The 19,681-nt window shown below is 66.6% G+C and carries 24 protein-coding genes; all 24 read left to right on the top strand.

The window, feature by feature from the left end:
* Positions 1-35 precede the first annotated feature (35 nt).
* The 24 genes from ACSHXN_RS17745 (at position 36) to rplF (ending at position 19,679) form a co-directional block, all read left to right on the top strand.
* The gene (locus tag ACSHXN_RS17745; RefSeq protein ID WP_355140810.1) at positions 36-3,935 is read left to right on the top strand and encodes a DNA-directed RNA polymerase subunit beta'; all 3,900 of its coding nucleotides are present in this window, start codon (positions 36-38) and stop codon (positions 3,933-3,935) included.
* Positions 3,936-4,073: 138 nt separating this feature from the next.
* Positions 4,074-4,631, top strand: a complete 558-nt coding sequence (locus ACSHXN_RS17740) for a DUF1707 and DUF4190 domain-containing protein (protein ID WP_355140809.1) — start codon at positions 4,074-4,076, stop codon at positions 4,629-4,631.
* 352 nt (positions 4,632-4,983) lie between these two features.
* Positions 4,984-5,355, top strand: a complete 372-nt coding sequence (rpsL, locus tag ACSHXN_RS17735; RefSeq protein WP_003948652.1) for a 30S ribosomal protein S12 — start codon at positions 4,984-4,986, stop codon at positions 5,353-5,355.
* A gap of 2 nt (positions 5,356-5,357) precedes the next feature.
* Entirely contained in the window at positions 5,358-5,828 is a 471-nt protein-coding gene (gene rpsG / locus ACSHXN_RS17730) for a 30S ribosomal protein S7 (protein ID WP_005481264.1), read from the top strand.
* A 39-nt stretch (positions 5,829-5,867) separates the two neighbouring features.
* Complete coding sequence (gene fusA, locus ACSHXN_RS17725) at positions 5,868-7,994, top strand: elongation factor G (RefSeq protein WP_355140808.1); 2,127 nt, start codon at positions 5,868-5,870, stop codon at positions 7,992-7,994.
* 142 nt (positions 7,995-8,136) lie between these two features.
* Entirely contained in the window at positions 8,137-9,330 is a 1,194-nt protein-coding gene (gene tuf / locus ACSHXN_RS17720) for an elongation factor Tu (protein WP_355140807.1), read from the top strand.
* Between the two features lie 260 nt (positions 9,331-9,590).
* On the top strand, positions 9,591-10,982 hold the full coding sequence (locus ACSHXN_RS17715; protein ID WP_438303332.1) for an alpha/beta hydrolase family protein: 1,392 nt from the start codon (positions 9,591-9,593) through the stop codon (positions 10,980-10,982).
* A gap of 534 nt (positions 10,983-11,516) precedes the next feature.
* Positions 11,517-11,825, top strand: a complete 309-nt coding sequence (gene rpsJ / locus ACSHXN_RS17710; RefSeq protein WP_003948644.1) for a 30S ribosomal protein S10 — start codon at positions 11,517-11,519, stop codon at positions 11,823-11,825.
* Positions 11,826-11,841: 16 nt separating this feature from the next.
* Positions 11,842-12,486, top strand: coding sequence for a 50S ribosomal protein L3 (rplC, locus tag ACSHXN_RS17705; RefSeq protein WP_043443022.1), 645 nt, complete (start codon positions 11,842-11,844; stop codon positions 12,484-12,486).
* An 8-nt stretch (positions 12,487-12,494) separates the two neighbouring features.
* The gene (gene rplD / locus ACSHXN_RS17700; RefSeq protein WP_355140805.1) at positions 12,495-13,148 is read left to right on the top strand and encodes a 50S ribosomal protein L4; all 654 of its coding nucleotides are present in this window, start codon (positions 12,495-12,497) and stop codon (positions 13,146-13,148) included.
* On the top strand, positions 13,148-13,567 hold the full coding sequence (gene rplW / locus ACSHXN_RS17695; RefSeq protein ID WP_059127173.1) for a 50S ribosomal protein L23: 420 nt from the start codon (positions 13,148-13,150) through the stop codon (positions 13,565-13,567). The genes rplD and rplW overlap by 1 nt, the downstream gene beginning before the upstream one ends.
* A gap of 40 nt (positions 13,568-13,607) precedes the next feature.
* On the top strand, positions 13,608-14,444 hold the full coding sequence (gene rplB / locus ACSHXN_RS17690) for a 50S ribosomal protein L2 (RefSeq protein WP_059127174.1): 837 nt from the start codon (positions 13,608-13,610) through the stop codon (positions 14,442-14,444).
* A gap of 12 nt (positions 14,445-14,456) precedes the next feature.
* Entirely contained in the window at positions 14,457-14,738 is a 282-nt protein-coding gene (gene rpsS / locus ACSHXN_RS17685; protein ID WP_059127175.1) for a 30S ribosomal protein S19, read from the top strand.
* Between the two features lie 42 nt (positions 14,739-14,780).
* Complete coding sequence (rplV, locus tag ACSHXN_RS17680) at positions 14,781-15,128, top strand: 50S ribosomal protein L22 (protein ID WP_331269453.1); 348 nt, start codon at positions 14,781-14,783, stop codon at positions 15,126-15,128.
* Positions 15,128-15,949, top strand: coding sequence for a 30S ribosomal protein S3 (rpsC, locus tag ACSHXN_RS17675; protein WP_003998826.1), 822 nt, complete (start codon positions 15,128-15,130; stop codon positions 15,947-15,949). Before rplV ends, rpsC begins: the two co-directional genes overlap by 1 nt.
* A gap of 5 nt (positions 15,950-15,954) precedes the next feature.
* On the top strand, positions 15,955-16,374 hold the full coding sequence (rplP, locus tag ACSHXN_RS17670) for a 50S ribosomal protein L16 (protein ID WP_059127177.1): 420 nt from the start codon (positions 15,955-15,957) through the stop codon (positions 16,372-16,374).
* A complete protein-coding gene (rpmC, locus tag ACSHXN_RS17665) occupies positions 16,374-16,598 on the top strand; it encodes a 50S ribosomal protein L29 (protein ID WP_018564811.1) in 225 nt (74 codons plus the stop codon). The genes rplP and rpmC overlap by 1 nt, the downstream gene beginning before the upstream one ends.
* Complete coding sequence (rpsQ, locus tag ACSHXN_RS17660) at positions 16,598-16,879, top strand: 30S ribosomal protein S17 (RefSeq protein ID WP_059127178.1); 282 nt, start codon at positions 16,598-16,600, stop codon at positions 16,877-16,879. The genes rpmC and rpsQ overlap by 1 nt, the downstream gene beginning before the upstream one ends.
* 185 nt (positions 16,880-17,064) lie before the next feature.
* Positions 17,065-17,433, top strand: coding sequence for a 50S ribosomal protein L14 (gene rplN / locus ACSHXN_RS17655; protein WP_003998823.1), 369 nt, complete (start codon positions 17,065-17,067; stop codon positions 17,431-17,433).
* A 2-nt stretch (positions 17,434-17,435) separates the two neighbouring features.
* Positions 17,436-17,759: a 50S ribosomal protein L24 gene (gene rplX / locus ACSHXN_RS17650; RefSeq protein WP_059127179.1), complete on the top strand. Its 324-nt coding sequence runs from the start codon at positions 17,436-17,438 to the stop codon at positions 17,757-17,759.
* Complete coding sequence (gene rplE / locus ACSHXN_RS17645) at positions 17,759-18,316, top strand: 50S ribosomal protein L5 (RefSeq protein ID WP_016434630.1); 558 nt, start codon at positions 17,759-17,761, stop codon at positions 18,314-18,316. The genes rplX and rplE overlap by 1 nt, the downstream gene beginning before the upstream one ends.
* Before the next feature lie 5 nt (positions 18,317-18,321).
* Complete coding sequence (locus ACSHXN_RS17640; RefSeq protein ID WP_059127180.1) at positions 18,322-18,507, top strand: type Z 30S ribosomal protein S14; 186 nt, start codon at positions 18,322-18,324, stop codon at positions 18,505-18,507.
* A 209-nt stretch (positions 18,508-18,716) separates the two neighbouring features.
* Positions 18,717-19,115 carry a 30S ribosomal protein S8 gene (gene rpsH / locus ACSHXN_RS17635; protein WP_131564570.1) on the top strand — a complete coding sequence of 133 codons (399 nt, stop codon included), beginning with the start codon at positions 18,717-18,719 and terminating at the stop codon, positions 19,113-19,115.
* Between the two features lie 24 nt (positions 19,116-19,139).
* The gene (rplF, locus tag ACSHXN_RS17630; protein WP_355140804.1) at positions 19,140-19,679 is read left to right on the top strand and encodes a 50S ribosomal protein L6; all 540 of its coding nucleotides are present in this window, start codon (positions 19,140-19,142) and stop codon (positions 19,677-19,679) included.
* Positions 19,680-19,681 lie beyond the last annotated feature (2 nt).

Raw genomic sequence — 19,681 nt, 5'->3', positions numbered from 1 at the left:
GAACGACTTACGACCCTGAGAGGGATTGACGCATAGTGCTCGACGTCAACTTCTTCGACGAGCTCCGGATCGGCCTGGCCACCGCTGACGACATCCGTCAGTGGAGCCACGGCGAGGTCAAGAAGCCCGAGACCATCAACTACCGCACCCTCAAGCCCGAGAAGGACGGCCTCTTCTGCGAGAAGATCTTCGGCCCCACCCGGGACTGGGAGTGCTACTGCGGCAAGTACAAGCGCGTCCGCTTCAAGGGCATCATCTGCGAGCGCTGTGGCGTCGAGGTCACGCGTGCGAAGGTGCGCCGTGAGCGGATGGGCCACATCGAACTGGCCGCCCCCGTCACGCACATCTGGTACTTCAAGGGTGTGCCGTCGCGGCTGGGCTACCTGCTCGACCTTGCCCCGAAGGACCTCGAGAAGGTCATCTACTTCGCGGCGTACATGATCACGTACGTCGACGAGGAGCGCCGTACGCGTGACCTGCCCTCCCTGGAGGCGCACGTCTCCGTCGAGCGGCAGCAGATCGAGAACCGCCGCGACGCCGACCTGGAGGCCCGCGCCAAGAAGCTCGAGGCCGACCTGGCCGAGCTGGAGGCCGAGGGTGCCAAGGCCGACGTGCGCCGCAAGGTGCGCGAGGGTGCCGAGCGCGAGATGAAGCAGCTGCGCGACCGTGCGCAGCGCGAGATCGACCGTCTCGACGAGGTGTGGACCCGCTTCAAGAACCTCAAGGTCCAGGACCTCGAGGGCGACGAGCTGCTCTACCGCGAGCTGCGTGACCGCTTCGGCACGTACTTCGACGGTTCGATGGGTGCCGCGGCGCTGCAGAAGCGCCTGGAGTCCTTCGACCTCGACGAGGAGGCCGAGCGTCTCCGCGAGATCATCCGCACCGGCAAGGGCCAGAAGAAGACCCGTGCGCTGAAGCGGCTGAAGGTCGTGTCCGCGTTCCTGCAGACCTCCAACAGCCCCAAGGGCATGGTCCTCGACTGCGTGCCGGTCATCCCGCCGGACCTGCGTCCGATGGTGCAGCTGGACGGTGGCCGCTTCGCGACCTCCGACCTGAACGACCTGTACCGCCGTGTGATCAACCGCAACAACCGTCTGAAGAGGCTCCTGGACCTCGGTGCCCCGGAGATCATCGTCAACAACGAGAAGCGCATGCTTCAGGAGGCTGTTGACGCCCTCTTCGACAACGGTCGTCGCGGCCGCCCCGTCACGGGCCCCGGCAACCGCCCGCTGAAGTCCCTCAGCGACATGCTGAAGGGCAAGCAGGGCCGTTTCCGTCAGAACCTGCTCGGCAAGCGTGTCGACTACTCGGCGCGTTCCGTGATCGTCGTCGGTCCGCAGCTGAAGCTGCACCAGTGCGGTCTGCCGAAGGCGATGGCGCTGGAGCTGTTCAAGCCGTTCGTGATGAAGCGCCTGGTGGACCTGAACCACGCGCAGAACATCAAGTCGGCCAAGCGCATGGTCGAGCGCGGCCGCACGGTCGTGTACGACGTGCTGGAAGAGGTCATCGCGGAGCACCCGGTTCTGCTGAACCGTGCGCCCACGCTGCACCGCCTCGGCATCCAGGCCTTCGAGCCGCAGCTGGTCGAGGGCAAGGCCATCCAGATCCACCCGCTCGTCTGCACCGCGTTCAACGCGGACTTCGACGGCGACCAGATGGCCGTGCACCTGCCGCTGTCCGCGGAGGCGCAGGCCGAGGCCCGCATCCTGATGCTGTCCTCGAACAACATCCTCAAGCCGGCCGACGGCCGCCCGGTCACGATGCCGACCCAGGACATGGTCCTCGGTCTGTTCTTCCTGACCACGGACGGCGAGATGCGGAACGTGAAGGGCGAGGACCGCTCCTTCGCGTCCGTGGCCGAAGCGATCATGGCGTTCGACGCCGGCGAGCTCTCGCTGCAGTCGCGCGTGGACATCCGCTTCCCGGTGGGCACCATCCCGCCGCGCGGCTGGACCCCGCCGGCCCAGGAGGAGGGCGAGCCGGAGTGGCAGCAGGGTGACAGCTTCCGTCTGAGGACCACGCTGGGCCGTGCGCTCTTCAACGAGCTGCTGCCCGAGGACTACCCGTTCGTCGACTACGAGGTCGGCAAGAAGCAGCTCTCCGAGATCGTCAACGACCTCGCCGAGCGCTACCCGAAGGTCATCGTGGCGGCGACGCTCGACAACCTGAAGGCGGCCGGCTTCTTCTGGGCGACCCGTTCCGGCGTCACCGTCGCCATCTCCGACGTCGTCGTTCCCGAGGCGAAGAAGGAGATCGTCAAGGGCTACGAGGCGCAGGACGAGAAGGTCCAGAAGCAGTACGAGCGCGGTCTGATCACCAAGGACGAGCGCACACAGGAGCTCATCGCGATCTGGACCAAGGCGACCAACGAGGTCGCCGAGGCGATGAACGAGAACTTCCCGAAGACCAACCCGATCTTCATGATGGTGAACTCGGGTGCACGAGGCAACATGATGCAGATGCGTCAGATCGCCGGTATGCGTGGTCTTGTGTCGAACGCGAAGAACGAGACGATCCCGCGGCCCATCAAGGCGTCGTTCCGTGAGGGTCTGTCCGTGCTGGAGTACTTCATCTCCACGCACGGTGCGCGCAAGGGTCTCGCGGACACCGCCCTGCGTACCGCCGACTCGGGTTACCTGACCCGTCGTCTGGTGGACGTCTCGCAGGACGTCATCATCCGCGAGGAGGACTGCGGCACCGACCGCGGCCTCAAGCTGCACATCGCCGAGCGCGGTGCCGACGGCGTCCTGCGCAAGGCGGAGAACGTCGAGACGTCCGTGTACGCGCGCTGCCTCGCCGAGGACATCGTCGTCGACGGCAAGGTGCTGGCCCCGGCCGGTACCGACCTGGGCGACGTGCTCATCGACGAGCTGATCCTGCAGGGCATCGAGGAGGTCAAGACCCGCTCGGTCCTGACCTGCGAGTCCGCCGTCGGCACCTGCGCCATGTGCTACGGCCGCTCGCTGGCCACCGGCAAGCTGGTCGACATCGGTGAGGCGGTCGGCATCATCGCCGCCCAGTCCATCGGTGAGCCCGGTACCCAGCTGACGATGCGTACCTTCCACACCGGTGGTGTGGCCGGTGACGACATCACCCAGGGTCTGCCCCGTGTCGTCGAGCTCTTCGAGGCCCGTACCCCGAAGGGTGTCGCCCCGATCTCCGAGGCCCAGGGCCGTGTTCGGATCGAGGAGACCGAGAAGACCAAGAAGCTCGTCGTCACGCCGGACGACGGCAGCGACGAGACGGCGTTCCCGATCTCGAAGCGCGCCCGACTCCTGGTCGGCGAGGGCGAGCACGTCGAGGTGGGCCAGAAGCTCACCGTGGGTGCCACCAACCCGCACGACGTGCTGCGCATCCTGGGTCAGCGCGCCGTCCAGGTCCACCTGGTCGGCGAGGTCCAGAAGGTGTACAACTCGCAGGGCGTGTCGATCCACGACAAGCACATCGAGATCATCATCCGGCAGATGCTCCGCCGTGTGACGATCATCGAGTCCGGCGACGCCGAGCTGCTGCCCGGCGAGCTGGTCGAGCGCTCGAAGTTCGAGCAGGAGAACCGTCGTGTGGTCCAGGAGGGCGGTCACCCGGCCTCCGGTCGTCCGCAGCTCATGGGTATCACCAAGGCCTCGCTGGCGACCGAGTCCTGGCTGTCGGCGGCGTCCTTCCAGGAGACGACCAGGGTCCTCACGGACGCGGCGATCAACGCCAAGTCCGACTCCCTGATCGGCCTCAAGGAGAACGTCATCATCGGTAAGCTCATCCCGGCCGGTACGGGTCTGTCCCGCTACCGCAACATCCGGGTGGAGCCGACCGAGGAGGCCAAGGCCGCGATGTACTCGGCCGTCGGCTACGACGACATCGACTACTCGCCGTTCGGCACGGGCTCCGGCCAGGCCGTGCCGCTGGAGGACTACGACTACGGTCCGTACAACCAGTAAGCGAGCAGCCTGAGTTGAGGGGCGGTCACTCCATTGCGGAGTGACCGCCCTTCGGCGTTCGGCGCAACCGTTGCCCGCCAATACCTGTGCCGGAGGGGCCGTACGGCGCATGATGGGAGAAATCGGGGGAGGTGCTCCGTGTCGAATCCGTCGTGGCAACCCTGGCAACAGGGCCGGGTGCAGGGTGGGTTCCCCCAGCCGTGGCCGGGGCAGGCTGTCGTCCCGTCCGCCTCGTCGTCCCTGCTGGCCTCGCACGCCGACCGCGAGCGCGCCGTGGACGTGCTCAGGGCGGGGTACGCCGAAGGGCGGCTCGGGCAGCCGGAGTTCGACGACCGGGTCGCACGGGCGTACACGGCCCGTACGCTCGGCGAACTGTCCCTGCTGGTGGCCGACCTGCCTCAGGGGCCCGCGTTGCGCACGGACGCCGTGCCGCAGACGTTTCTGCCGCCACCCCCGCCGAAGACCAACGAGAAGGCCGTCGGTGCCCTGATCTGCGGTCTGCTCTGCCTGCCCACCGCGGGTCTCACGGGTATCCCCGCGGTCGTCCTGGGACACGCGGCCCGCGCCGAGATCCGCCGCAGGGGTGAGGCCGGCGACGGGCTGGCGCTGACCGGGCTCGTCCTGGGCTGGCTCTCGACGGCGGGCTGGGCGCTCGTCCTGGTGCTGTTCCTGGCGCTGGCGCTCGTGTCGGTGTGAGGTTCCGGGTGCCGTTCCCGGGTGTCGGCCGCCACCGGCCCGAGGTGCCCGCACCGTTGATTCGAAGATCACATACGGCGCATGGGGTTGACATGTTCCGCGCGTCGATGCAGGCCGGGTCCATTTGTTTTGACCACAGCGAATGAGGTAGGTACGCTCAGACCTTGTGCCTGGGGTGTGCCCTGGCTCTCGTGCGTGCCTTGAAACCGCATGGCGAGCCGTCACCGCCCACCGTGATCTGCGCCCTCTCCGTCTTGCGGCGGGAGTCTGCGGGATTCGACACACCCGACCGCGTGGGTCGGAGAAGTTCCAGGTTAGCTGTACCCATCGGCACACAGAAACCGGAGAAGTAGTGCCTACGATCCAGCAGCTGGTCCGCAAGGGCCGGCAGGACAAGGTCGAAAAGAACAAGACGCCCGCACTCGAGGGTTCCCCTCAGCGTCGTGGCGTCTGCACGCGTGTGTTCACGACCACCCCGAAGAAGCCGAACTCGGCCCTGCGTAAGGTCGCGCGTGTGCGTCTGACCAGCGGGATCGAGGTCACGGCCTACATTCCGGGTGAGGGACACAACCTGCAGGAGCACTCCATCGTGCTCGTGCGCGGCGGCCGTGTGAAGGACCTGCCGGGTGTTCGCTACAAGATCATCCGTGGCTCCCTCGACACTCAGGGTGTCAAGAACCGCAAGCAGGCCCGCAGCCGTTACGGCGCCAAGAAGGAGAAGTAAGAATGCCTCGTAAGGGCCCCGCCCCGAAGCGTCCGGTCATCATCGACCCGGTCTACGGCTCTCCTCTGGTGACCTCCCTGATCAACAAGGTGCTGCTGAACGGCAAGCGCTCCACCGCCGAGCGCATCGTGTACGGCGCCATGGAGGGCCTGCGCGAGAAGACCAGCAACGACCCGGTCATCACGCTGAAGCGCGCGCTGGAGAACATCAAGCCGACCCTCGAGGTCAAGTCCCGCCGTGTCGGTGGTGCGACGTACCAGGTTCCGATCGAGGTCAAGCCCGGTCGCGCCAACACGCTCGCGCTGCGCTGGCTCGTCGGTTACTCCCGCGCCCGTCGCGAGAAGACGATGACCGAGCGTCTGCTGAACGAACTCCTCGACGCGTCCAACGGCCTCGGTGCCGCTGTGAAGAAGCGCGAGGACACGCACAAGATGGCCGAGTCCAACAAGGCCTTCGCGCACTACCGCTGGTAGTCGCTACCCACATCGAGACCGAGAGAAGACTGAAGCCTTATGGCTACCACTTCACTTGACCTGGCCAAGGTCCGCAACATCGGGATCATGGCCCACATCGACGCGGGCAAGACGACCACCACCGAGCGGATCCTGTTCTACACCGGCGTTTCGTACAAGATCGGTGAGGTCCACGACGGCGCTGCCACCATGGACTGGATGGAGCAGGAGCAGGAGCGTGGCATCACGATCACCTCTGCTGCCACCACCTGTCACTGGCCGCTGGAAGACGTCGACCACACCATCAACATCATCGACACCCCGGGCCACGTCGACTTCACGGTCGAGGTGGAGCGCTCGCTGCGCGTGCTCGACGGTGCCGTGACGGTGTTCGACGGCGTCGCCGGGGTGGAGCCGCAGTCCGAGACGGTGTGGCGTCAGGCGGACCGCTACGGCGTTCCGCGTATCTGCTTCGTCAACAAGCTCGACCGCACCGGTGCCGAGTTCCACCGCTGCGTCGACATGATCTCCGACCGCCTGGGTGCGCAGCCGCTGGTCATGCAGCTGCCGATCGGTGCCGAGGCCGACTTCAAGGGCGTCGTGGACCTGGTCCGCATGAAGGCGCTCGTCTGGTCCGCCGAGGCCACCAAGGGCGAGATGTACGACATCGTCGACATCCCGGCCACGCACACCGAGGCGGCCGAGGAGTGGCGCGGCAAGCTCGTCGAGTCCGTCGCGGAGAACGACGAAGAGATCATGGAGCTGTACCTGGAGGGCGAGGAGCCCTCCGAGGAGCAGCTGTACGCCGCGATCCGTCGTATCACCATCGCCTCCGGCAAGTCCAAGGACACCACGGTCACCCCGGTGTTCTGCGGTACCGCGTTCAAGAACAAGGGCGTCCAGCCCCTGCTCGACGCGGTCGTGCGCTACCTCCCCTCCCCGCTCGACGTCGAGGCCATCGAGGGCCACGCCGTCAACGACCCGGAGGAGGTCGTCAAGCGCAAGCCGTCCGACGAGGAGCCGCTGTCGGCGCTGGCGTTCAAGATCATGAGCGACCCGCACCTCGGCAAGCTCACCTTCGTCCGGGTCTACTCGGGCCGCCTGGAGTCCGGCACCGCGGTGCTGAACTCCGTCAAGGGCAAGAAGGAGCGCATCGGCAAGATCTACCGCATGCACGCCAACAAGCGTGAGGAGATCGAGTCGGTGGGCGCCGGCGACATCGTCGCCGTCATGGGCCTGAAGCAGACCACCACCGGTGAGACGCTGTCCGACGACAAGAACCCGGTCATCCTGGAGTCCATGGACTTCCCGGCGCCGGTCATCCAGGTCGCCATCGAGCCCAAGTCGAAGGGCGACCAGGAGAAGCTGGGCGTCGCGATCCAGCGCCTGGCCGAGGAGGACCCGTCCTTCCAGGTCCACTCGGACGAGGAGACCGGCCAGACCATCATCGGTGGTATGGGCGAGCTGCACCTCGAGGTGCTGGTCGACCGTATGCGCCGTGAGTTCAAGGTCGAGGCGAACGTCGGCAAGCCGCAGGTCGCTTACCGCGAGACGATCCGCAAGGCCGTCGAGCGTGTGGACTACACCCACAAGAAGCAGACCGGTGGTACCGGACAGTTCGCCAAGGTCCAGATCGCGATCGAGCCCATCGAGGGCGGCGACGCCTCGTACGAGTTCGTGAACAAGGTGACCGGTGGTCGTATCCCGAAGGAGTACATCCCTTCGGTCGACGCCGGTGCGCAGGAGGCCATGCAGTTCGGCATCCTCGCCGGCTACGAGATGACCGGCGTCCGCGTCACGCTCATCGACGGTGGCTACCACGAGGTCGACTCCTCCGAGCTCGCCTTCAAGATCGCCGGTTCGCAGGCCTTCAAGGAGGCCGCGCGCAAGGCCAGCCCCGTGCTGCTCGAGCCGATGATGGCCGTCGAGGTCACCACGCCCGAGGACTACATGGGCGACGTCATCGGTGACATCAACTCCCGTCGTGGCCAGATCCAGGCCATGGAGGAGCGTGCCGGCGCCCGTGTCGTGAAGGGCCTGGTTCCGCTGTCGGAGATGTTCGGCTACGTCGGCGACCTCCGCAGCAAGACGTCGGGTCGCGCGAGCTACTCGATGCAGTTCGACTCCTACGCCGAGGTTCCCCGGAACGTCGCCGAGGAGATCATCGCGAAGGCCAAGGGCGAGTAACGCACCCCGTTCACACGCTTTAGGCTTGACACCGACCGCCGGGGGCTCTTCTCCCCGAAGGACCCCGGCGGGCGGCACCCCAGCAAAGATCACCTGGCGCCGATGAGTAAGGCGTACAGAACCACTCCACAGGAGGACCCCAGTGGCGAAGGCGAAGTTCGAGCGGACTAAGCCGCACGTCAACATCGGCACCATCGGTCACATCGACCACGGTAAGACGACCCTCACGGCCGCCATTACCAAGGTGCTGCACGACGCGTACCCGGACCTGAACGAGGCGACCGCGTTCGACAACATCGACAAGGCGCCCGAGGAGCGTCAGCGCGGTATCACCATCTCTATCGCGCACGTCGAGTACCAGACGGAGACCCGTCACTACGCGCACGTCGACTGCCCGGGTCACGCGGACTACATCAAGAACATGATCACGGGTGCCGCGCAGATGGACGGCGCGATCCTCGTTGTCGCCGCCACCGACGGCCCGATGCCGCAGACCAAGGAGCACGTGCTCCTGGCCCGCCAGGTCGGCGTTCCCTACATCGTCGTCGCCCTGAACAAGGCCGACATGGTGGACGACGAGGAGATCCTGGAGCTCGTCGAGCTCGAGGTCCGTGAGCTCCTCTCCGAGTACGAGTTCCCGGGCGACGACGTTCCGGTCGTCCAGGTCTCCGCGCTCAAGGCCCTCGAGGGCGACGCGAAGTGGACCGAGTCGGTCCTCAACCTGATGAAGGCCGTCGACGAGTCGATCCCGGAGCCCGAGCGCGACGTCGACAAGCCGTTCCTGATGCCGATCGAGGACGTCTTCACGATCACCGGTCGTGGCACCGTCGTCACCGGTCGTATCGAGCGCGGTGTCCTCAAGGTCAACGAGACCGTCGACATCATCGGCATCAAGACCGAGAAGACCACCACCACGGTCACCGGCATCGAGATGTTCCGCAAGCTGCTCGACGAGGGCCAGGCCGGTGAGAACGTCGGTCTGCTGCTCCGTGGTATCAAGCGCGAGGACGTCGAGCGCGGCCAGGTCATCATCAAGCCCGGCTCGGTCACCCCGCACACGGAGTTCGAGGCGCAGGCCTACATCCTGTCCAAGGACGAGGGTGGCCGCCACACGCCGTTCTTCAACAACTACCGTCCGCAGTTCTACTTCCGTACGACGGACGTGACCGGCGTTGTGACCCTCCCCGAGGGCACCGAGATGGTCATGCCGGGTGACAACACCGAGATGAAGGTGGAGCTCATCCAGCCCATCGCCATGGAAGAGGGCCTGAAGTTCGCCATCCGTGAGGGTGGCCGCACCGTGGGCGCCGGCCAGGTCATCAAGATCAACAAGTGAGTCCACTCGCTTGAGGGTCTGCCCCCTCGGGGGTGGTTGACCTGAAGAGGCCCGTACGACTTCGGTCGTACGGGCCTCTTCGCTTTTCTGCCGGGCCGGACCCGGCCGACGGGGCGCCCGCACGGATGTCCTCGCCCCCGTGGCGGATCGGCCCGTTCCGGCACCGGAGTTACGCGGGCCGTGCCGTTCGAGGGAACGGCGGGTGTCGTACCTCGGCGGAACAGGCGCGACTCATATGTTCGGTTGGCATGAAGAGCGTAATGGCTGATCAGACGCCCGGTCCCAGTCGGCGCGGCGCCCTCGCCGGGATCGTCGGAGCCGCCGGGGCGGCGGTGGCCGCCGGGTGCACGGCCCCGAAGCCGAGGCCCGCGCGCAGGCCGGCCACCGTGCGTACAAGCCCGGCACCCGCTCCGAAGCCCGGCCCCGCCCCCGGTGTGATGACGCTGTTCGACGACGAGGGGTTCAACTTCAGCGGGCTCTGGGCGCTCGGTGGAGCCGGGCAGGGCACTGCCGACGCAGGGGAGGTGCTGACCGCCGTCAACGCCATCAACAAGGCCGGTCTCTCCGCCCAGACCTATACGCAGACCTTCCGAAGGCTCGGGGACCGTCTGACGAAGGAGCCCGACGACGACAGATCCGGCGCGGAGACCATGCGCTTCCGGGTCCTGAGGGGGGCGCAGTACTACGCGCAGGCGCTGACCTGCGTGCTGGGTTCCGACGAGCCCGGCAGCGAGGAGGCGCTGTACCAGGCGGGCCGCGACGCCTGGGACGCGTTCTGCAGGCTGTGCGACCCGGCTCCCGTGACGGACAACGTCACCTACGAGAGCACCCCGCTGCCCGTGTGGTTGTTCCGGCCGGACAGCTCGGGGCGGGCCCGACCCACGGTGATCCTCACCAACGGCAGCGACGGGCAGAACGTGGACATGTGGACCTACGGGGTCCGTACCGCCCTGGACCGGGGGTGGAACGCCCTGGTGTACGACGGACCCGGACAGGGACAGCTGCTCTTCGTGAACCGGGTGCCCTTCACCCCCAGCTGGGAGCGCGTGGTGTCGCCCGTCCTCGACTGGCTGCTCGCCCGGTCCGATGTCAACGGAAACAAGATTGCCCTTGCCGGGCTCAGCATGGCGGGGAATCTGACCGCCCGCGCCGCGGCCTTCGAGGGGCGCATCGCGGCCCTGGTGGCCATGCCCGGGCTTCTGGAGCCATGGCTGGGCTTCCCCAAGCAGGTCCGGGAGATCCTCGCCGCGACCAAGGACGAGACCAACAACGTCTGGAACAAGGAGGTGGTTCCGAAGCTGTCGCGCACCGACGCGGCGATCCTGAAGAAGCGCTTCGAGCCGTTCTCCGTACCGGCGATGCTCGCCGCCCGCCAGGGCAAGCTCTTCACCGACTTCTACACCCCGGCCAAGCTGATCCAGTCGCTGGCCATGACCAACGTGGTGGGCCGCATCAAGGTGCCGACCCTGGTCCTGGACTACGAGTTCGAGCAGTTCTACCCGGGGCAGGCACGTCAGATGTTCGAGGCGCTGACCGCTCCCAAGGAGTACGTGCGGCTCACCGCCGCGACCGGTGCCCAGCTGCACTGCTCGCCGATGGCTCCGCAGCAGCACTGCGAGGTGCTCTTCGACTGGTTGCAGCGGACGGTGTAGGGACCCGCCCCGCTCACGCCCCCGTGTCCCCGGCTCCGTCTCCTGTGCACCCGGCGTGGGCCGTTGCCACCCGGCCCGTGGACGGGCGCGAAGTCCGGATGCCGGAGGCGGGCATCGAGGCCCGCGTTTCGCATCCGACTCCGCCGGGGTACTCTCTACGGCTCGATTGGCCAGCCCCCCGCCTGCTATGGCAGACTGTCGGAGTTGCTCGGTCGAGTGTTGATGCTGCGCGCCTCCCGTCGGGAGGACCGGAAGCGAGTCCCACAGTACTCGTCGCCCTAACTGCCTCACGGCAGCGCTGGGGCGGACGTACGGGAATCTTCCGGGAAGTGTGGGCGCGACACCGACCAGGCGCCCGGTGGGCTCCTCGCTCCCGGTCCCACGGTTCCGGAAGGGCCGTGTTCCCCCTGCAGGGATGTTCGAACAAGGGACATCTGTGTCAGCGGGAGCGCGACACGCCCGACCGCGTGGGTCGGAGGCAGGCTCGGAACGCCGGGTCCCGGAGCGTAAGAGAGACAGGACTACGGAGTAGCCATGGCGGGACAGAAGATCCGCATCCGGCTCAAGGCCTACGACCACGAGGTCATCGACTCCTCGGCGAAGAAGATCGTCGAGACGGTGACCCGTACTGGTGCGTCGGTCGCGGGCCCGGTGCCGCTGCCCACTGAGAAGAACGTGTACTGCGTCATCAAGTCGCCGCACAAGTACAAGGACTCGCGCGAGCACTTCGAGATGCGTACCCACAAGCGCCTGATCGACATTCTCGACCCGACGCCCAAGACCGTTGACTCTCTGATGCGACTCGACCTCCCGGCCGGTGTCGACATCGAGATCAAGCTCTGAGGCCGGTGATCTGAGAATGGCTAAGCAGATCAAGGGCATCCTGGGCGAGAAGCTCGGCATGACGCAGGTCTGGGACGAGAACAACCGTGTCGTCCCCGTGACCGTCGTCAAGGCCGGCCCCAACGTCGTGACCCAGGTTCGTACGAACGACGCCGACGGCTACGAGTCGGTCCAGATCGCCTTCGGCGAGATCGACCCCCGCAAGGTGAACAAGCCCCTCAAGGGCCACTTCGCCAAGGCCGACGTCACCCCGCGCCGTCACCTCGTCGAGATCCGCACGGCGGACGCCGCCGAGTACACCCTCGGCCAGGAGATCACCGCCGAGGTGTTCGAGGCCGGCGTGAAGGTCGACGTCACCGGCAAGAGCAAGGGCAAGGGCTTCGCCGGTGTCATGAAGCGTCACAACTTCAAGGGCCTCGGCGCCGGACACGGTGTCCAGCGCAAGCACCGCTCTCCCGGCTCGATCGGTGGCTGCGCCACCCCGGGCCGTGTGTTCAAGGGCGTCCGCATGGCGGGTCGCATGGGCCACGAGCGGGTCACCACCCAGAACCTGACCGTCCACGCCGTTGACGCGGAGAAGGGTCTGCTGCTCATCAAGGGCGCGGTTCCTGGTCCGAACGGCGGCCTCGTCCTGGTCCGCACCGCGGCCAAGGGGGCCTGAGGTAACCGATGAGCACTGTTGACATCCTTTCGCCGGTGGGCGAGAAGGCCGGTTCCGTCGAGCTCCCCGCGGAGATCTTCGGCGTTGAGAAGGTCAGCGTTCCGCTGATCCACCAGGTCGTCGTCGCACAGCTGGCCGCTGCCCGCCAGGGCACGCACAAGACGAAGACCCGTGCCGAGGTCCGTGGTGGCGGCAGGAAGCCGTACCGCCAGAAGGGCACCGGTCGCGCCCGTCAGGGTTCGACCCGCGCCCCGCAGTTCGCCGGTGGTGGCGTCGTGCACGGTCCCGTGCCGCGCGACTACTCGCAGCGGACCCCCAAGAAGATGAAGGCCGCGGCCCTGCGCCACGCCCTCACCGACCGGGCCCGCAACAACCGCATCCACGTCGTGACCGACGTGGTCGAGTCGGACATCTCCACCAAGGCCGCCAAGGCTCTCCTCGGCAAGATCAGCGAGCGCAAGAACGTGCTCCTGGTCATCGAGCGTGAGAACGACAAGGCCCTGCTGTCCGCCCGCAACCTGCCCCAGGTCCACATCCTGGAGCCGGGCCAGCTGAACACGTACGACGTGATCGTCTCCGACGACGTGGTCTTCACCCAGGCCGCTTTCGAGTCCTTCGTGTCCGGCCCGAAGGCCAACGACACCGAAGGGAGCGAGGCCTGATGGCTATCCGTCACCCCGCCATTGCCTCGAAGGCCGCCAAGGCCGCCAAGGCCGCGCGCGTCGCCAAGGCGCGTCGCCACGCGGCCGAGGGCAAGAACACCGTCGTCACCCCGGCGAGCAAGTCGTACACGGACCCCCGTGACGTCCTGCTGAAGCCGGTCGTGTCGGAGAAGAGCTACGCGCTCATCGACGAGAACAAGTACACGTTCATCGTCGACCCGCGTGCGAACAAGACTCAGATCAAGGAGGCCGTCCAGGCGGTCTTCGAGGTCAAGGTCACCGGGGTCAACACGATCAACCGCCAGGGCAAGCGCAAGCGGACCCGCACGGGTTTCGGCCAGCGTGCCGCCACCAAGCGCGCGATCGTGACCCTCGCCGAGGGCGACCGTATCGACATCTTCGGCGGTCCGACCGCCTGAGGGCGGTCCGGATCGTCCGATATCGGACGAGGACTGAGAAATGGGAATCCGCAAGTACAAGCCGACTACGCCGGGCCGTCGTGGCGCCAGCGTCGCCGACTTCGTCGAGGTCACGCGGTCCACGCCGGAGAAGTCGCTGGTCCGCCCGCTGCACAGCAAGGGCGGCCGTAACAACGCCGGTCGTGTGACCGTTCGCCACCAGGGTGGCGGACACAAGCGCGCCTACCGTGTGATCGACTTCCGTCGTCACGACAAGGACGGCGTGCCGGCGAAGGTCGCGCACATCGAGTACGACCCCAACCGCACCGCGCGCATCGCGCTGCTGCACTACGCCGACGGCGAGAAGCGCTACATCCTCGCGCCGCGCGGCCTTGCGCAGGGCGACCGCGTCGAGAACGGTCCCGGGGCCGACATCAAGCCGGGCAACAACCTGGCACTCCGCAACATCCCGGTCGGTACCACGATCCACGCGATCGAGCTCCGTCCCGGTGGCGGCGCCAAGTTCGCCCGTTCCGCGGGTGCCTCCGTGCAGCTGCTGGCTCGTGAGGGCGCCATGGCGACCCTCCGTATGCCGTCCGGCGAGATCCGCATGGTGGACGCGCGCTGCCGCGCCACCGTCGGTGAGGTCGGCAACGCCGAGCAGTCGAACATCAACTGGGGCAAGGCCGGCCGTATGCGCTGGAAGGGCGTCCGCCCGACCGTGCGTGGTGTGGTCATGAACCCCGTGGACCACCCGCACGGTGGTGGTGAGGGTCGTACCTCCGGTGGCCGCCACCCGGTGTCCCCGTGGGGCCAGAAGGAAGGGCGTACTCGTTCCGCCAAGAAGGCGAGCAACAAGTACATCGTCCGCCGCCGCAAGACGAACAAGAAGCGCTAGGAGCGGGTTTAGATGCCGCGCAGTCTCAAGAAGGGGCCCTTCGTCGACGACCACCTGAGCAAGAAGGTGGACGCCCAGAACGAAGCCGGCACCAAGAACGTCATCAAGACCTGGTCCCGACGCTCCATGATCATCCCGGCCATGCTCGGCCACACGATCGCGGTGCACAACGGCAAGACCCACATTCCGGTGTTCGTCACCGAGTCGATGGTCGGCCACAAGCTCGGCGAGTTCTCGCCGACGCGCACCTTCCGGGGTCACGTCAAGGACGACCGGAAGTCGAAGCGCCGCTAGTAGCGGGGTGGAATGACCATGACAGACACTGGAAGGACAACCATGGACGCCAGGGCCCAGGCGCGGTACATCCGCGTCACGCCCATGAAGGCCCGCCGCGTGGTGGACCTCATCCGTGGCATGGATGCCGCGGAGGCTCAGGCGGTCCTGCGTTTCGCCCCGCAGGCCGCGAGCGTGCCGGTCGGCAAGGTGCTGGACAGCGCCATCGCCAACGCCGCGCACAACTACGACCACACCGATGTCGACAGCCTCTTCATCTCCGAGGCGTACGTCGACGAGGGCCCGACCCTGAAGCGGTTCCGGCCGCGCGCCCAGGGCCGTGCCTACCGGATCCGCAAGCGGACCAGCCACATCACCGTGGTCGTCAGCAGCAAGGAAGGAACCCGGTAATGGGCCAGAAGGTAAACCCGCACGGGTTCCGGCTCGGTGTCACGACCGACTTCAAGTCGCGTTGGTACGCCGACAAGCTGTACAAGGACTACGTCAAGGAAGACGTCGCCATCCGTCGGATGATGACGTCCGGCATGGAGCGCGCCGGTATCTCCAAGGTGGAGATCGAGCGCACCCGTGACCGCGTCCGTGTGGACATCCACACCGCGCGTCCGGGCATCGTCATCGGCCGCCGTGGCGCCGAGGCCGACCGCATCCGCGGCGACCTCGAGAAGCTCACGGGCAAGCAGGTCCAGCTGAACATCCTCGAGGTCAAGAACCCCGAGACCGACGCTCAGCTGGTGGCGCAGGCCGTTGCCGAGCAGCTCTCCTCCCGCGTCTCCTTCCGCCGCGCCATGCGCAAGAGCATGCAGTCGGCGATGAAGGCGGGCGCCAAGGGCATCAAGATCCAGTGCGGTGGCCGCCTCGGCGGCGCCGAGATGTCCCGCTCGGAGTTCTACCGCGAGGGCCGTGTGCCCCTGCACACGCTCCGCGCGAACGTGGACTACGGCTTCTTCGAGGCCAAGACGACCTTCGGCCGCATCGGTGTGAAGGTCTGGATCTACAAGGGCGATGTCAAGAACATCGCCGAGGTCCGCGCCGAGAACGCTGCCGCCCGTGCGGGTAACCGCCCGGCCCGCGGTGGCGCCGACCGCCCGGCCCGTGGTGGCCGCGGTGGCGAGCGGCGCGGTCGTAAGCCGCAGCAGGCTGCCGGCGCCGAGGCCCCCAAGGCCGAGGCTCCCGCGTCCGCTCCGGCTGAGAGCACCGGAACGGAGGCCTGACCGACATGCTGATCCCCCGTAGGGTCAAGCACCGCAAGCAGCACCACCCGAAGCGCGATGGAATGGCCAAGGGTGGAACGCAGGTTGCGTTCGGCGAGTACGGCATCCAGGCGCTGACCCCGGCGTACGTGACGAACCGCCAGATCGAAGCGGCTCGTATCGCCATGACCCGTCACATCAAGCGTGGCGGCAAGGTCTGGATCAACATCTACCCGGACCGCCCGCTGACCAAGAAGCCCGCCGAGACCCGCATGGGTTCCGGTAAGGGTTCGCCGGAGTGGTGGATCGCGAACGTCAAGCCTGGTCGCGTGATGTTCGAGCTGTCCTACCCGAACGAGAAGATCGCCCGTGAGGCGCTCCTTCGTGCGGCCCACAAGCTGCCGATGAAGTGCCGGATCGTCAAGCGCGAGGCAGGTGAAGCGTGATGTCGGCCGGTACCAAGGCGTCCGAGCTGCGCGAGCTGGGCAACGAGGAGCTTCTGGGCAAGCTCCGCGAGGCCAAGGAAGAGCTGTTCAACCTCCGTTTCCAGGCGGCGACGGGACAGCTCGAGAACCACGGCCGTCTGAAGGCGGTCCGCAAGGACATCGCGCGGATCTACACCCTGATGCGCGAGCGTGAGCTGGGCATCGAAACGGTGGAGAACGCCTGATGAGCGAGAAGAATGTGACTGAGCAGACCGAGCGCAACGCCCGCAAGACCCGTGAGGGCCTGGTCGTCAGCGACAAGATGGACAAGACCGTCGTCGTCGCCGTCGAGGACCGTGTGAAGCACGCGCTGTACGGCAAGGTCCTGCGCCGTACCAACAAGCTCAAGGCGCACGACGAGCAGAACGCTGCCGGCGTCGGTGACCGCGTCCTCCTGATGGAGACGCGCAAGCTGTCCGCCTCGAAGCACTGGCGCATCGTCGAGATCCTCGAGAAGGCGAAGTAACGAGCGGGGGCCGCACGGCCCCGGCTGACCCCCGCTGGGGGCCGCACCTCAGGGTGCCCGGCCCCCGGCGTGGGTTCCCGCCCACAGAGGCGTAAGTAATTCCTGCGGCATCCCCCGCAGGACAGTTCCGCCAGGCTCTCCGGGCCAACACCCGGAGGGAACCGGCAGACGATCAGGAGATAGACGTGATCCAGCAGGAGTCGCGACTGCGCGTCGCCGACAACACTGGTGCGAAGGAGATCCTTTGCATCCGTGTGCTCGGTGGTTCCGGTCGCCGCTACGCGGGCATCGGTGACGTCATCGTCGCCACCGTCAAGGACGCGATCCCCGGTGGCAACGTGAAGAAGGGTGACGTCGTCAAGGCGGTCATCGTTCGCACCGTCAAGGAGCGCCGCCGTCCGGACGGCTCGTACATCCGCTTCGACGAGAACGCCGCCGTCATTCTGAAGAACGACGGCGACCCTCGCGGCACCCGCATCTTCGGCCCGGTCGGCCGTGAGCTGCGCGAGAAGAAGTTCATGAAGATCATCTCGCTCGCGCCGGAGGTGCTGTAAGCATGAAGATCAAGAAGGGCGACCTGGTCCAGGTCATCACCGGCAAGGACAAGGGCAAGCAGGGCAAGGTCATTGCCGCTTACCCGCGCGACGAGCGTGTCCTGGTCGAGGGTGTCAACCGGGTCAAGAAGCACACCAAGGCCGGTCCGACCGCCAGCGGTTCGCAGGCCGGCGGCATCGTGACCACCGAGGCCCCGATCCACGTGTCCAACGTTCAGCTGGTCGTGGAGAAGGACGGCAACAAGGTCGTCACGCGTGTCGGCTACCGCTTCGACGAGAACGGCAACAAGATCCGCGTTGCCAAGCGGACGGGTGAGGACATCTGATGGCTACCACCACCACTCCGCGTCTGAAGCAGAAGTACCGCGAGGAGATCGCGGGCAAGCTGCGTGACGAGTTCAAGTACGAGAACGTCATGCAGATCCCCGGCCTCGTCAAGATCGTGGTCAACATGGGTGTGGGCGACGCCGCCCGCGACTCCAAGCTGATCGAGGGCGCCATCCGCGACCTCACCACGATCACCGGTCAGAAGCCGGCCGTCACCAAGGCCCGCAAGTCCATCGCGCAGTTCAAGCTGCGTGAGGGTCAGCCGATCGGTGCCCACGTCACGCTTCGTGGCGACCGCATGTGGGAGTTCCTGGACCGCACCCTGTCGCTCGCGCTGCCGCGCATCCGCGACTTCCGCGGTCTGTCCCCCAAGCAGTTCGACGGCCGTGGCAACTACACCTTCGGTCTCACGGAGCAGGTCATGTTCCACGAGATCGACCAGGACAAGATCGACCGTGTCCGGGGTATGGACATCACCGTGGTCACCACGGCGACCAACGACGCTGAGGGCCGCGCGCTCCTTCGTCACCTCGGCTTCCCGTTCAAGGAGGCGTGAGCGAGATGGCGAAGAAGGCTCTGATCGCGAAGGCTGCTCGTAAGCCCAAGTTCGGTGTGCGCAGCTACACCCGCTGCCAGCGCTGCGGTCGTCCGCACTCCGTGTACCGCAAGTTCGGCCTGTGCCGCGTGTGCCTTCGTGAGATGGCTCACCGTGGCGAGCTGCCGGGCGTGACCAAGAGCTCCTGGTAACAGCCCTATTGGGTTGATGCTGGGCTCTCGGTAAGCATCTGGGTCGGCAGGCGGCCCAACTCACATGCATTAAGCTTGTGGGGTTGGGCGTCTGCCGCCCGTACGACTTACTACGCCGTAGGTCCACCGCGCCGCACCCGTCCCGTCTCGGATCGGGGAGAGGGATGGCGCACCAGGAAACCCCGGCGAGAGAGGCCGAAGGCCAATTCATGACCATGACTGATCCGATCGCAGACATGCTTACGCGTCTGCGGAACGCGAACTCGGCATACCACGACTCCGTGACGATGCCGGCATCGAAGATCAAGTCGCACATCGCGGAGATCCTCCAGCAGGAGGGCTTCATCACGGGCTGGAAGGTCGAGGACGCCGAGGTCGGCAAGAGCCTCGTTCTCGAGCTGAAGTTCGGCCCGAACCGTGAGCGCTCCATCGCGGGCATCAAGCGGATCTCCAAGCCCGGTCTCCGGGTGTACGCGAAGTCCACCAACCTGCCGAAGGTGCTCGGCGGCCTCGGCGTGGCGATCATCTCCACGTCCCACGGGCTCCTCACCGACAAGCAGGCCGGCAAGAAGGGCGTAGGCGGAGAAGTCCTCGCCTACGTCTGGTAACGGAAGGGAACGGAGGAAACAGCTATGTCGCGCATCGGCAAGCTCCCCATCGCGGTTCCCGCCGGCGTGGACGTCACCATCGACGGCAACACGGTGTCGGTCAAGGGCCCCAAGGGCTCGCTGACCCACACCGTCGTGGCGCCGATCGAGATCGCCAAGGGTGAGGACGGCGTTCTGCACGTCACCCGCCCCAACGACGAGCGTCAGAACAAGGCCCTGCACGGCCTGTCCCGCACGCTGGTGGCGAACATGATCACCGGCGTGACCCAGGGTTACGTGAAGAAGCTCGAAATCAGCGGTGTCGGTTACCGCGTGACCGCCAAGGGCTCGAACCTCGAGTTCGCGCTCGGCTACAGCCACCCGATCACCGTCGAGGCCCCCGAGGGCATCACCTTCAAGGTGGAGGCCCCCACCCGTTTCTCGGTCGAGGGCATCGACAAGCAGAAGGTCGGCGAGGTTGCGGCCAACATCCGCAAGCTGCGCAAGCCCGACCCGTACAAGGCCAAGGGCGTCAAGTACGAGGGCGAAGTCATCCGCCGCAAGGTCGGAAAGGCGGGTAAGTAAGC

The sequence above is a fragment of the Streptomyces sp. HUAS TT11 genome (genome assembly GCF_051553595.1).
Classification (GTDB): Bacteria; Actinomycetota; Actinomycetes; order Streptomycetales; family Streptomycetaceae; genus Streptomyces.
Note: the sequence above shows the minus strand (reverse complement) of the source record. Positions and strands in the feature narration are given on the sequence as shown.